Source organism: Methylobacterium currus, from assembly GCF_003058325.1.
Taxonomy (GTDB): domain Bacteria; phylum Pseudomonadota; class Alphaproteobacteria; order Rhizobiales; family Beijerinckiaceae; genus Methylobacterium; species Methylobacterium currus.
The window spans coordinates 5,421,358-5,433,810 of sequence record NZ_CP028843.1 but is presented as its reverse complement, the minus strand read 5'-3'; the positions used below and the strand labels follow the sequence as shown (position 1 = coordinate 5,433,810).

Genomic DNA, 12,453 nt, shown 5'->3' with positions numbered 1-12,453 from the left:
GCGGGTTTCCTCCGCTCCCCGCTCGCGGAGAGAGGGCTTCACCACCCTCGTCGGGGGTGAAGCAAGCGGAGGCTTAGCGCACCTCACGAGACTCCCGCTGCACCGGCGCCGCCACGGCGAGCGACGAAAGGGACCGGGAGTTTTGTGAGAGACACTTAGCCGGAGCGAGGGTGAGGGGGGCTCGACGAATGAGACTCCTCCGGCACCACCCCCTCACCCTCGCGGCGAACCTCCGATTCGCTGCGTGAGCTTGCTGTTCCCCTGAACGGCGGAACAGCCCTCTCCCCGCCCGCGGGAAGAGGTGAAATCCGCGCCTCTTCCTTCCCCGGACAGCCCCGGATCCTGCCTATGACGACACCCTCCCGCTCCGCCGCGCCTTTGCTCGAGCTCGAGCACGTCGCCAAGGCCTTCGGCACCCATGTCGCGGTCGAGGATTTCAACCTCGCGGTCGCGCCCGGCGAGTTCATCTCGTTCCTCGGCCCCTCGGGCTGCGGCAAGACCACGACGCTGCAGATGATCGCCGGCTTCCTCCAGCCCTCCCGGGGGACGATCCGCCTGGAGGGCCGCGACCTGACGCAGGTCCACCCCGCGAAGCGCGGCCTCGGCATCGTCTTCCAGAGCTACGCCCTGTTTCCGCACATGACAGCGGCCGAGAACGTCGCGTTCGGCCTGGAGATGCAGCGCGTCAGCAAGGCCGAGCGCACCGAGCGGGTCCGCGCGGCGCTGGCGATGGTGGGGCTCGCCGGCTACGAGGACCGCCATCCGCGCCGGATGTCCGGCGGCCAGCAGCAGCGCGTCGCGCTCGCCCGCGCCCTCGTGATCCGGCCGAGCGTGCTGCTCCTCGACGAGCCGCTGTCGAATCTCGATGCCAAGCTGCGCGAGGAGATGCAGATCGAGCTGCGCCAGATCCAGCGCAACCTCGGCACCACCACGATTCTCGTCACCCACGACCAGACCGAGGCGCTGTCGCTCTCCGACCGGATCGTCGTGATGAGCAAGGGCCGCATCGAGCAGATCGGCACGCCGCAGGACACCTACGAGCGGCCCGCCTCCGCCTTCGTCGCCCAGTTCCTCGGCAAGACCAACGACTTCGCCGCCCGGATCGAGGGGGCCAGCCCGGCCCGGATCGTCGCCGGCGGCTGGAGCGCGCCGGCGCCCGCAGGCCTGCGCGGCCCGGTGACGATCAGCGTGCGGCCCGAGCGGATCGGATTCGCCGAATCCGGCCTGCCGGGCCGGGTTTCCGCCCGCATCTTCCAGGGCAACCACTGGCTCTTCCAATGCGAGACCGAGTGCGGCCCGGCCATCGTGGTGCGCCCGAATGACGGCCTAGGCTTGCCCGGAGAGGGCGAGGCGGTGCGCCTCGCCTGGAAGCCTGAGGACATGAGCCTGCGCGCCGGAGCCGCCGCGTGAACGCCGCCGCGACCACGACCACTTTGCCGGCCGCGACGCCGGAAGCGGCCCCGGAGCCCCGAGCCAGCCGCGTGCCGCTCTGGCTGATCCTGCCGGCCGTGATGCTGTTCGCCGGCATCGTCCTGGTGCCGCTGGCGATGACGGTGCTGCTCTCGTTCCACGACTGGGGTCAGTACAAGGGCATCGAGCCGGTCCTGATCCTGAAGAACTGGCAGGAGATCGCCACCGACCCGTACTACGCCGAGATGTTCGGGCGCACGCTCCGCATCGCGCTGATCACGACCCTGGCCACGGCTCTGCTCGGCGCGCCGGAAGCCTACATCCTCAACCGGATGAGCGGGCGCTGGCGTGGAATCTTCCTGCTCCTGATCCTCGGGCCGCTCCTCATCTCGGTGGTGGCGCGGACCCTCGGCTGGGCGCTGCTGTTCGGGGGCTCGAACGGGCTCGCCAACAAGCTCCTGATGTCGCTCGGGCTGATCGCCTCGCCGCTGCCGTTCCTGTTCACCGAGACCGGCGTCGTCATCGCGCTGGTCCACGTGATGATGCCGTTCATGGTGCTGTCGGTCTGGGCCGCGCTGCAGCGCCTCGACCCGCAGGTCGAGCATGCGGCGATGTCGCTGGGGGCGGGTCCCGTCACCATCATCCGCCGCATCGTCCTGCCGCAGATCATGCCGGGCGTGCTGTCGGGCGCGATCATCGTGTTCTCGCTCTCGGCGAGCGCCTTCGCGACCCCGGCGATCATCGGCGGGCGCCGGCTCAAGGTCGCGGCGACGCTCGCCTACGACGAGTTCCTCAACACGCTGAACTGGCCGCTCGGCGCCGCGGTGGCGGTGCTGCTGCTCGTCGGCCTCATCCTGATCGTCGTCGGCGCCAACGCGCTGGTCGAGCGGGCTTACGCGGAGGTGTCCCAGTGAGCCGCAACGGCCCCCTCGCGCTCGCCTTCCACGGCCTGTTCGTGACCTTCATGCTGGCGCCGATCGTCGTCGTCTGCCTCGTCGCCTTCACGCCGGAGGGCTTCCTGTCGCTGCCGACGAACGGATTCTCGCTGCGCTGGTTCAGGGCGATCGCGGATTACCCTGAATTCGTCCACGCCTTCTGGGTCAGCCTCGGGCTCGGCGCGCTGTCGTCGCTCATCGCCCTGCTCTTCGCGGTGCCGGCGGCGCTCGCGCTCACCCGCTACAAGGTGCCGGGCCGGAGCGCGCTCCAGGCCCTGTTCCTGTCGCCGCTGATGATCCCGCACGTGGTGCTGGGCGTCGCCTTCCTGCGCTTCTTCACGGCGCTGAACCTCGGCGGCACCTTCCTGGCGCTGCTCGCCGCCCACATCGTCGTGGTGTTTCCGTTCGCGTTCCGGCTGACGCTGGCCGCCGCCGCCGGGCTCGACCCGTCGGTGGAGCGGGCGGCGGTCTCGCTCGGGGCCGGCGGGTTCACGCTGTTTCGCCGGGTGACGCTGCCGCTCATCCTGCCCGGCGTGGTGAGCGGCTGGGCGCTCGCCTTCATCCAGTCCTTCGACGATCTGACCATGACGGTCTTCCTCGCCGCGCCCGGCACCGAGACGCTGCCGGTGCGCATGTTCCTCTACATCCAGGACAACATCGACCCGCTGGTGACCTCGGTCTCGGCCTGCGTGATCGCCGTCACCATGGTGTGTCTCGCCATCCTCGACCGCCTCTACGGCCTCGACCGCGTGCTCGCGGGCAAAGGGACCCACTGAGGGCAGTCACTGACCGCGAGCCGCGTACAGGAGCTCACATGTCCAAGGACTACGACGTCGCCGTCGTCGGCGGCGGCCTGCTCGGCTCGGCCATCGCCTGGGGCCTCGGCCGGCTCGGGCAGCGGGTGGCCGTCCTCGACGAGGGCGACATCACCAAGCGCGCCTCGCGGGCGAACTTCGCCCTCGTCTGGGTGCAGAGCAAGGGCCTCGGCATGCCGGCCTATACCGGCTGGACCGTGCGCGCGGCGAAGAGCTGGGGAGACCTCGCCGCCGCCTTGCGCGAGCAGAGCGGGCTCGACGTCTCGTTGCAGCAGAATGGCGGCTTTCACATCACCCTCGGCGAGGACGAGTACGGCCGGCGCACCGACCTCGTCGCCCGGATGCACAACCAGATCGGTGCCGCCGACTACGAGATGCGGATGGTCTCCCGGGCGGAGGTCGAGCGGGCGCTGCCGGGCATCGGCCCGGAGGTCTCCGGCGGCAGCTTCTGCCCGCTCGACGGCCACGTGAACTCGCTGCGCACCTACCGGGCGTTCCATGCCGGGCTGAAGGCGTTCGGCGTCGATTACCTGCCGGAGCGGCCGGTCTCCGCCATCACCCGCGAGGGGGCCGAGTTCCGGCTGACGACCCCTGCCGGCGAGGTGCGGGCGGCCAAGGTGGTGCTCGCCGCCGGCAACGCCAACCAGGCGCTGGCCCCGATGGTCGGCCTCTCGGCGCCGATGGGCCCGACGCGAGGCCAGATCGTCGTCACCGAGCGCACGCAGCCCTTCCTGCCCCACCCGCTCTCGACCCTGCGCCAGACCGACGAGGGCACGGTGATGATCGGCGACAGCAAGGAAGACGTGCTCGACGATCGCTCCATGCGCCAGGGCATCAACGCCGTGATGGCCGACCGGGCGCAGCGCACCTTCCCGCATCTCGCCCGGCTCAACGTGGTCCGCAGCTGGTCCGGCATCCGGGTGATGCCGCGGGACGGCTTCCCGATCTACGACCAGTCGGAGACCCATCCCGGCGCCTTCGTGGCCTGCTGCCACTCGGGCGTGACGCTCGCTTCCAACCACGCCTTCGAGATCGCCCGGATGGTGGCGGCAGGCAGCCTGGAGCCGGAGCTGGTGGGGGCGTTCACGGCGAAGCGCTTCGAGGCGGCCGAGGCGAAGACCGGTAGCGGATACTATTGAGGACAGGAAAGTCTTCCGACGATCTTCCCATTCTGAACCTCATCCTGAGGCGCGACCAACGGGAGCCTCGAAGGAGGGCTCCAGGATTCACAGAGCCTTCTGGAGGCCTCCTTCGAGGCTGAGCGATCTTCGATCGCCCGGCACCTCAGGATGAGGTTGCGGGTGGGATGCTTCGAAAGACTCTCCGAAAACGATTCCAAGATTCTACGAGGGCCCCGGGCCCGGAGACGCCCATGTTCAAGCGATCCGACCACGACACCAGACCCATCGTCCGCATCCTCGTCGAGGGCGCAGCCGTCGAGGCGCGGGCGGGCGACACCGTGTCGGCCGCGCTGCTGGCCTCCGGCCGCGACGTGCGCCGGCTCACCGCGGTCAGCGGGGCGCCGCGGCTGCCCTACTGCATGATGGGGGTGTGCTTCGACTGCCTCGTCACCATCGACGGGGTCGGCAACCGCCAGGGCTGCCTCGTGCCGGTGGCCGAGGGCATGCGCATCGAGATCCAGAAGGGCAAGCGGGAGATCGGCCGATGAGCAGCGCCCCGACGATCAAGGGACCTCAGCGCGACGCCTACGACGTCGTGGTGATCGGCGCCGGCCCGGCGGGCCTCGCCGCCGCCGCCACCGCCGCGAAGGCCGGCCTCACGGTCCTGCTCCTCGACGAGAATGCCGGCCCCGGCGGCCAGGTCTGGCGCGCCATCACCTCGACGCCGCTCGCCGATCGCCGGCAGCTCGGGCCCGATTTCTGGAGCGGCGAGGAGCTGGTGCGCACCTTGCGCGCGAGCCGCGCCGAGGTGATCCACCGCGCCACGGTCTGGAGCCTCGACACGGCGCTCGAGATCGGCGTCTCGGTCGGCGGCGGCTCGGCCTTCGTGACGGCGCGGCGCGTGATCCTGGCGACCGGTGCCCTCGAACGTCCGTTCCCGATTCCGGGCTGGACGCTGCCCGGCGTGATGACCGCCGGCGCGGCCCAGACGATGCTCAAATCCTCCGGCCTGGTGCCGGACGAGCCCACGGTGATCGCCGGGCAGGGGCCGCTGCTCTGGCTCCTCTCGGCGCAGATCCTGCGCCTCGGCGGCCGGATCGACCGGATCCTCGACACCACCGACCGCCGGAACATCGTCGGCGCCCTGCCGCACGCGTTCGCCTTCGCGACCTCGCCGTATTTCCGAAAAGGGCTCGCCCTGATGCGCGAGGTGCGCGCGAAGGTGGGTGTCGTCTCGGGCGTCACCGATCTCGCGGCGCGAGGCGAGGGGAGGCTCACGAGCGTCACCTACAAGGTCGGTGCGCGGGAAGAGACCCTGCCGGCCTCGCTGCTGCTCCTGCACCAGGGCGTGGTGCCGAACGTCAACCTCGCCATGGCGGCGGGCGTCGAGCATGCCTGGGACGACGTGCAGCTCGCCTGGCTGCCGGTGCTGGGCAAGGACGGCGCGACCTCGGTCGAGGGGATCGCGGTGGCGGGCGACGGCGCCGGGATCGGCGGTGCGGAGGCCGCGGCGTTGCGCGGTCGCCTCGCGGCACTCGCGGCGGTCGAGGCCCTGGCGCCGGCGGCGCTCGCCAAGCTCGAATCGGCGGCGAGCGTGCGGGCCGAACTCGCCCGGGCCGAGCGCGGCCGGCCGTTCCTCGACCTGCTGTTCCGGCCGGGGAAGCAGTTCCGCATTCCCGCCGACGACACCATCGTCTGCCGCTGCGAGGAGATCACCGCCCGCGACATCCGCGAGGCGGTCGCCATCGGGGCGACGGGGCCGAACCAGCTCAAGGCCTATCGCCGCACCGGCATGGGCCCGTGCCAGGGCCGGCTCTGCGGCCTCACCGTCACCGAGCTGATGGCCGAGGCGCGGGGGAAGACGCCGCAGGAGATCGGCTATTACCGCCTGCGCGCCCCGGTGAAGCCGATCGCGCTGTCCGAGCTCGCCGCCCTGCCGAAATCGCAGGCCGAGACCGAGGCGGTGGTGCGCGGATGACGCGGCTCGCCGACGCCATCGTGGTCGGGGGCGGGATCCATGGCTGCTCGACCGCGCTCCATCTCTGCCGGGCCGGGCTCAAGCCCGTCCTGATCGAGAAGGACTATGCCGGGCGCCACGCCTCGGGCGTCAATGCCGGCGGGGTGCGCCAGCTCGCCCGCCACGTCGCCGAGATTCCGCTCTCGATCCGCTCGATGGACCTGTGGGAGCGCATCGGCGACCTCGTCGACGACGATTGCGGCTTCGAGAGCCACGGCCAGGTGCTGGTCGCCGAGGATGACGGGGAGCTCGCGGCCTGCGCCGAGCGGGTCGAGGACCTTCAGGGCCGCGGCTTTACCCACGAGGAGCTGATCGACGGGCCCGAACTCCGCCGGCTGGTGCCGGCGGTGGCCGAGATCTGCCCGGGCGGCGTCGTCTCGCGCCGCGACGGCGCGGCCCAGCCCGCCCGCACCGTGGCGGCGTTCCGGCGGAAGGCGGAGAATCTGGGCGCCATCGTGCGCGAGGGCGAGCCGGCGAGGCACGTGCGCCGGGAGGACGGGCTGTGGCGGGTCGATGTCGGCTCCGACACGTATGCGGCGCCGGTGCTCGTCAACGCCGCCGGCGCCTGGGCCGGGCGTATCGCGGCGAGCTTGGGCGAGCCGGTGCCGGTCGAGACCGTGGCGCCGATGCTAATGATTACATCAAAGGTGCCGCACTTCATCGATCCCGTCGTGATCCTGCGCGGCCGCAAGCTGTCGTTCAAGCAGTTTTCCAACGGCACGGTGCTGATCGGCGGCGGCCACCTCGCGGTGCCGGATCAGGACAGGGGCACGACGGTGCTGGACTGGCGGCGCCTCGCCGAGAGCGCCCGTACGGTGTTCGAACTCTTCCCGGTGATGCGCGAGGCCCAGATCCTGCGCGCCTGGGCCGGGATCGAGGCGAAGATGAAGGACGACCTGCCGGTCCTCGGGCCCAGCGCCCGGCATCCGGGCCTCTATCACCAGTTCGGCTTCTCGCTGCACGGCTTCCAGCTCGGGCCGGCGGCGGGCGCCGTCATGGCCGAGCTCATCGTCGAGGGCGGCACCCAGACCCGGATCGGCGCGCTCGGCATCGAGCGATTCCGGTCCTGACCCTCCAAGGAGATTCTTGATGACCATCACCCGCCAGATCCGCACCCCGATCATGCACCGCGCCGTCGAGGTGAATGGCCTCGTCTTCGTCGGCGGCACCATCGCGGACGACACCTCTGTGTCGATGGGCGCCCAGACCGAGAACATCTTAGGCAAGATCGCCGGCTACCTGAAGGAGGCCGGGACGGATGCCTCGCGCATCGTCTCCGCCACGATCTTCGTGACCGACCTGTCGCACAAGAAGGAGATGGACGCTGCCTGGACCCGCTTCTTCGGCGACGACCTGCCGGCCCGCGCCACCGTCGGCGTGGCCGATCTCGGCGGCGGCGCGCTCATCGAGGTCGTGGTGACGGCGGCCAAGGGCTGAAGTCAGGCCCGGAACGGACAAGTCTGTCCGGGAAAAACCTCCGGGACGAGAAGGGCGCGGGCTCTCCCTTCTCCCCGCGGGCGGGGAGAGGAGGATCCAGCGCCTTTTTCTTTTCCCCGCACAGCCCTGAGACCGGGGCCGCGCACCGGCCGTTCCTGTCCCGCCCTACGCGACGTCGAGGCCCAGATCGACGATCGGCGCGCTGTGGGTGATCCAGCCGGCCGAGATCAGGTCGACCCCGGTGGCCGCAACGGCGCCGACCGTCTCGCGGGTGATGCGGCCCGAGGCCTCGCTCACCGCCCGCCCGTCGATCATCGCCACCGCCCGGCGCAGGGTGTCCGGATTCATGTTGTCGAGGAGGACCGCGTCGGCGCCGACCGCCAGCGCCTCCTCGAGCTGCGCCAGGGTATCGACCTCGACCTCGATCTTCACGAGATGGCCGACGCCCGCGCGGGCGCGGCGCACCGCCGGGGCGACGCCGCCCGCCACCGCCACGTGGTTGTCCTTGATCAGCACCGCGTCGTCGAGGCCGAAGCGGTGGTTGGCGCCGCCGCCGGCCCGCACCGCGTGCTTCTCCAGGGCCCGCAGGCCCGGCGTCGTCTTGCGGGTGCAGACGATGCGAGCCTTGCCGTGCGGCCGTGCGGCCTCGACCAGCGAGGCGGTCGCGGTGGCGACGCCCGACAGGCGGCAGAGCAGGTTGAGGGCGACGCGCTCGGCCGAGAGGATCGCCCGGGCCGGGCCGTCGAGGGCGATCACCGTGTCGCCCGGAGAGATCGGGCTGCCGTCCGGCCGCAGGATCCGGACGGTCACCGCCGGGTCGAGGAGGCCGAAGGCGAGGGCCGCCGCCTCCGTGCCCGCCACCGTGCCGGCCTGGCGGGACACGATCGCGCCGGAGAACCGCGCCGTAGCCGGGACGATGCTGTCGGTGGTGAGGTCGCCGGCGCGGCCGAGATCCTCGAGGAGGGCGGCCCGCACGATCGGCTCGACCAGCAGGCGGGGCAGGGGAGGGAGGGTTTGCGGAGGGAGAAGGATGGTGTCGGTCATCGGGCGTCCTGAAGGCTGACGGGCATCGGGCGGTCCCGGACGGCATCCGCCGTCGCCAGGGCCTGGCTCAAGGTGATCTCGGTCGCGCGGGGCTCGCGCTGCCCGGGATGGTCGGCGCGCCAATGCGCGCCGCGGCTCTCCTCCCGGCCGAGGGCGGCGGCGGCCACGAGCAGGCCCGCGGTCGCCGCCGCCGAGCCGGCCCGCGCGAGGGCGGCGAGGCGCGCGACCGCAGGCTTGAGGCCGGCGGCATCGCGCACCAGCCCGACCTGCACCTCCATCAGGGCGCGGATCTCCGGCAGCGCCTCAGGGGCATGGGTCTCCTCCGGGGCACGGCCCGGGCCGGCGGCGCGGCCCTCCGTGCCCTGGATGTCCGCCGCGATCGATGCCGCGAAGGCCATCGCCTCGAGGAGCGAGTTGCTGGCGAGACGGTTGGCGCCGTGCAGACCCGTCGCGGCGACCTCGCCGCAGGCCCACAAGCCCGGGAGCGAGCTGCGCCCGCGCCCGTCCACCCGGATTCCGCCCATGTGGTAATGGGCGGCCGGCCGCACCGGGATCGGCTCCGCCGCCGGATCGAGCCCCGCGGCGCGGCAGAGCGCGGTCACGGTCGGGAAGCGGCGCGCGACGTCGAGGCGGCGCGCATCGAGGAAGACCGCCTCGCCGTGCCCCGTGCGGAGCGCGATGGCCCGGGCGACCACGTCGCGGGGGGCCAGCTCGGCCCCGGTGATGCCGGCCATCACCCGGTGACCGCCCGCGTCGATCAGGACCGCCCCCTCGCCGCGCAGGGCCTCGGTGGCGAGCGGCAGGGGGCCCTCCGTGGGGGCCTCCGTCGCCAGCGCGATCGCCGTCGGGTGGAACTGCACGAACTCCACGTCGCGGAGCACCGCGCCGGCCCGCGCGGCCAGGACGAGGCCGGAGCCGGTCGCACCGGCCGGATTCGTGGTCGAGCGGTAGAGCCCGCCGAGGCCGCCGGTCGCCAGCACCACCCCCCGCGCCGGCAGGGCGACGCGGCCCCGGTCGGTCCGGGCGACGAGGCCGGTCACCCGGCCCTCGCCGTCCTGCATCAGGGCCGTCGCCCGCCCGACCACCACCGTCACCGACGGGCAGGACGACACCGCGCGGGCGAGGGTCCGCAACACCGCCGCGCCGGTGGCGTCGCCCCCCGCCTTCACGATCCGGCGCCGGCTGTGCGCCGCCTCCAGGCCCAGCGCCAGCGTGCCGTCGGGCCCGCGGTCGAAGGCGAGGCCGAGGCCGCAGAGCCAGTGCACCAGGCCGGGCCCGGCCTCGGCGACGCGCCGCGCCACCGCGGGATCGCTCAGGCCCGCCCCGGCGCCAAGCGTGTCGGCGGCGTGGAAGGCCGGCGCATCGTCCGCTCCGATCGCCGCCGCGATGCCGCCCTGCGCCCAGGCGGTCGCGGTCTCCTCGCCCAGCGGCGCGGCGCTGAGCAGCGTCACGGGGAGCGGCGCGAGGCGCAGGGCCGTGGCGAGGCCGGCGACGCCGGCCCCGACCACGATGACGCTGTCGGAGGTCATGTCCGTTCTCATGCCCGCACCGCCAGCATGCGCTCAACCGCGCGCCTTGCCGGAACGATCAGGTCGTCCGGCACCGTCACCTCGTGGGTCAGGGTCTCCAGGCTGCGCCGGATCTTTCCCAAGCTGATCCGCTTCATATGCGGGCAGAGGTTGCACGGCTTGACGAACGCGACGTCCGGATTGCGCAGGGCCAGGTTGTCGGCCATCGCGCATTCGGTGATCATCACCACCTGCGCCGGCCGGCGCGTCTCGACAAAGGCCTGCATCGCCGCGGTCGAGCCGGCGAAATCCGCCTCCGCCACCACGGCGGGCGGGCATTCGGGGTGGGCCAGCACCGTCACCCCCGGATAGGCCTCCCGCGCCTCGCGGATGTCCGCGGCCGTGAAGCGCTCGTGCACCTCGCAATGGCCGGCCCAGGTCAGGATCTCGATGTCCGGCAGCTCGGCCTGGACGTTCTGCGCCAGGTACTCGTCCGGGATCATCAGAACCCGCTTCGCGCCGAGGGATTCGACCACGGCCCGCGCATTGCCCGAGGTGCAGCAGAGGTCCGATTCCGCCTTCACGGCGGCGGAGGTGTTGACGTAGGTGACCACCGGCACGCCGGGGTAGCGGCGGCGCAACGCCCGCACGTCGGCGGCCGTGATCGAGTCGGCCAGCGAGCAGCCGGCCGCCGGGTCGGGGATCAGGACGGTCTTGCCCGGGTTCAGGATCTTCGCGGTCTCGGCCATGAAGTGCACGCCCGCGAGGACGATCACGTCGGCATCGGTGCGGGCCGCCTCGCGGGCGAGCGCCAGGCTGTCGCCGACGATGTCCGCCACGGTGTGGAAGATCTCCGGCGCCTGGTAGTTGTGGGCCAGCACCACGGCGTTGCGCTCGCGCTTGAGCGCCTGGATTGCCGCCACGTCCTCGGCGAAGGCCGGCCACTCGATCGCCGGCACGTGGTGGCGCACCCGCTCGTAGAGCTCCGCCTGGGACGGGCCTTGCACCCGGTCGAGGGCTGCCGCATCCATTCTCGCCTCCCGATTTATGCTCAAATTGAGCATTTACCCGGCTAGGCTAATCTTCGGAGTCCCGTCTGTCCAGATATATTGGGTCTGAGCATAAGTGTGGCAGAATGACGCAGAACGGCGGCCCGGCTGCGCCTGTCAGCCCGCCCGGTTCGACGGCAGCCGCAGGCCGGGGGCGGGGCGTTCCAGCAGCACCTCGCGGCGGAAGCGCATCAGCCGGGCCGGCCGGCCGCCGGTCTCGGCGGTGACGGCCTCCGTTTCTTCGACGAGGCCCTGCTGGGCGACGAGGCGGCGAAAGTTCTGCTTGTGCAGCAGGATGCCGGACAGGGCCTCGACCACGCGCTGGAGCTGGCCCAGGGTGAAGGTCGGCGGCATCAGCTCGAAGACGACGGGCCGGTACTTGATCTTGCCGCGCAGGCGCCCGAGGGCGGTGGCGAGCATGCGCCGGTGGTCGAAGGCCATGGCGTGGCCGGCGAGGGTATCGGGCGCCCCCGCCTCCGGCACCAGGCCGGCCTCGAACAGGAGCTCGTAGCGCTCCAGCACCCGCTCCTCGTTCCAGCCGCTCCCGGCCGCCCCGAAGGTGAGGCCGATCCGGTCGCCGCGGCGCCGGCGCTCCTCGGGATCGGGGGCGGACTCGGCCCAGGCCTCGAGCCGGGGGCTCAGCGCGTCGAGGCCGGCCGGCCGTCCCGCCCGCCGATCCTCGTAGGGAAAGTAGCGGTACCAGCTCTGCCAGACCGAATCGGCGGCGGGCCGCGCCTCCCGCACCAGGGCCAGGTAGGCGACCGAGAGGGCGTGCTGGCCGCCCTCGCCCTGTGCCTCGCCCTCTCCCCCCGGCCGGCGGTTGCGGTCGCCGAAGGTGTAGAGCTGCTCGACATAGCCGAGGCTCTGGCCGGTCTGACGCTCGACCCAGGCGCGCAAGCCCCGCTCCAGGGTCGGATGCGCCGGCTCCAGCGGGCCGGCCGGCAGGCCCTCGGCCCGGCCCTCGGGCTGGCCCGCCACCGGCACGGTGAGGACCCGCGGCTCGTCCAGCGTGGCCGCCAGGATCACCGCCGCAAGGCCGACCTGAGGGGCCGGCGCAGGCGGGTCCGTCTCGCTCATCGTCGCTCTCCCCGGTCCGCCGGGGCTTTAGCACGGCCCA

Annotated in this window: 12 protein-coding genes; 8 read left to right on the top strand and 4 right to left on the bottom strand. The window is 72.3% G+C overall.

Translation table 11 applies throughout. The annotated features are described in order from the left end of the window. Positions 1-348: 348 nt before the first annotated feature. The 8 genes from DA075_RS25065 to DA075_RS25030 all read left to right on the top strand — a co-directional run bounded on the left by DA075_RS25065 (position 349) and on the right by DA075_RS25030 (position 7,735). Positions 349-1,410, top strand: coding sequence for an ABC transporter ATP-binding protein (locus DA075_RS25065; RefSeq protein WP_099955537.1), 1,062 nt, complete (start codon positions 349-351; stop codon positions 1,408-1,410). A 23-nt stretch (positions 1,411-1,433) separates the two neighbouring features. Beyond that, positions 1,434-2,324, top strand: a complete 891-nt coding sequence (locus DA075_RS25060) for an ABC transporter permease (protein WP_420813159.1) — start codon at positions 1,434-1,436, stop codon at positions 2,322-2,324. Next, complete coding sequence (locus DA075_RS25055; protein WP_099955536.1) at positions 2,321-3,121, top strand: ABC transporter permease; 801 nt, start codon at positions 2,321-2,323, stop codon at positions 3,119-3,121. Before DA075_RS25060 ends, DA075_RS25055 begins: the two co-directional genes overlap by 4 nt. A 38-nt stretch (positions 3,122-3,159) precedes the next feature. Beyond that, complete coding sequence (locus DA075_RS25050; RefSeq protein WP_099955535.1) at positions 3,160-4,299, top strand: NAD(P)/FAD-dependent oxidoreductase; 1,140 nt, start codon at positions 3,160-3,162, stop codon at positions 4,297-4,299. A 233-nt stretch (positions 4,300-4,532) separates the two neighbouring features. After that, on the top strand, positions 4,533-4,829 hold the full coding sequence (locus DA075_RS25045; RefSeq protein WP_099955534.1) for a (2Fe-2S)-binding protein: 297 nt from the start codon (positions 4,533-4,535) through the stop codon (positions 4,827-4,829). Then, entirely contained in the window at positions 4,826-6,259 is a 1,434-nt protein-coding gene (locus DA075_RS25040) for an FAD/NAD(P)-dependent oxidoreductase (protein WP_099955533.1), read from the top strand. Before DA075_RS25045 ends, DA075_RS25040 begins: the two co-directional genes overlap by 4 nt. Further along, positions 6,256-7,368 (top strand): NAD(P)/FAD-dependent oxidoreductase, encoded by a 1,113-nt coding sequence (locus DA075_RS25035; protein ID WP_099955532.1) that lies wholly within the window; start codon positions 6,256-6,258, stop codon positions 7,366-7,368. Before DA075_RS25040 ends, DA075_RS25035 begins: the two co-directional genes overlap by 4 nt. 19 nt (positions 7,369-7,387) lie before the next feature. Further along, the gene (locus tag DA075_RS25030; protein WP_099955531.1) at positions 7,388-7,735 is read left to right on the top strand and encodes a RidA family protein; all 348 of its coding nucleotides are present in this window, start codon (positions 7,388-7,390) and stop codon (positions 7,733-7,735) included. Between the two features lie 165 nt (positions 7,736-7,900). On the opposite strand, the gene nadC is transcribed toward DA075_RS25030, so the two are convergent. The 4 genes from nadC to DA075_RS25010 all read right to left on the bottom strand — a co-directional run bounded on the left by nadC (position 7,901) and on the right by DA075_RS25010 (position 12,413). Further along, complete coding sequence (gene nadC / locus DA075_RS25025; protein ID WP_099955530.1) at positions 7,901-8,779, bottom strand: carboxylating nicotinate-nucleotide diphosphorylase; 879 nt, start codon at positions 8,777-8,779, stop codon at positions 7,901-7,903. After that, the gene (locus DA075_RS25020; RefSeq protein WP_099955529.1) at positions 8,776-10,308 is read right to left on the bottom strand and encodes an L-aspartate oxidase; all 1,533 of its coding nucleotides are present in this window, start codon (positions 10,306-10,308) and stop codon (positions 8,776-8,778) included. Before DA075_RS25020 ends, nadC begins: the two co-directional genes overlap by 4 nt. A gap of 8 nt (positions 10,309-10,316) precedes the next feature. Continuing rightward, positions 10,317-11,318 carry a quinolinate synthase NadA gene (gene nadA / locus DA075_RS25015; protein WP_099955528.1) on the bottom strand — a complete coding sequence of 334 codons (1,002 nt, stop codon included), beginning with the start codon at positions 11,316-11,318 and terminating at the stop codon, positions 10,317-10,319. A 135-nt stretch (positions 11,319-11,453) separates the two neighbouring features. Next, positions 11,454-12,413, bottom strand: coding sequence for an NUDIX hydrolase (locus DA075_RS25010; protein WP_099955527.1), 960 nt, complete (start codon positions 12,411-12,413; stop codon positions 11,454-11,456). Positions 12,414-12,453: the final 40 nt, after the last annotated feature.

Bases quoted from the DNA above. Each gene is read 5' to 3' on its own strand.
- DA075_RS25065 (WP_099955537.1), top strand. From the start codon at position 349: ATGACGACACCCTCCCGCTCCGCCGCGCCTTTGCTCGAGCTCGAGCAC.
- DA075_RS25050 (WP_099955535.1), top strand. From the start codon at position 3,160: ATGTCCAAGGACTACGACGTCGCCGTCGTCGGCGGCGGCCTGCTCGGC.
- DA075_RS25045 (WP_099955534.1), top strand. From the start codon at position 4,533: ATGTTCAAGCGATCCGACCACGACACCAGACCCATCGTCCGCATCCTC.
- DA075_RS25040 (WP_099955533.1), top strand. From the start codon at position 4,826: ATGAGCAGCGCCCCGACGATCAAGGGACCTCAGCGCGACGCCTACGAC.
- DA075_RS25035 (WP_099955532.1), top strand. From the start codon at position 6,256: ATGACGCGGCTCGCCGACGCCATCGTGGTCGGGGGCGGGATCCATGGC.
- DA075_RS25030 (WP_099955531.1), top strand. From the start codon at position 7,388: ATGACCATCACCCGCCAGATCCGCACCCCGATCATGCACCGCGCCGTC.
- nadC (WP_099955530.1), bottom strand. From the start codon at position 8,779: ATGACCGACACCATCCTTCTCCCTCCGCAAACCCTCCCTCCCCTGCCC.
- DA075_RS25020 (WP_099955529.1), bottom strand. From the start codon at position 10,308: ATGACCTCCGACAGCGTCATCGTGGTCGGGGCCGGCGTCGCCGGCCTC.
- nadA (WP_099955528.1), bottom strand. From the start codon at position 11,318: ATGGATGCGGCAGCCCTCGACCGGGTGCAAGGCCCGTCCCAGGCGGAG.
- DA075_RS25010 (WP_099955527.1), bottom strand. From the start codon at position 12,413: ATGAGCGAGACGGACCCGCCTGCGCCGGCCCCTCAGGTCGGCCTTGCG.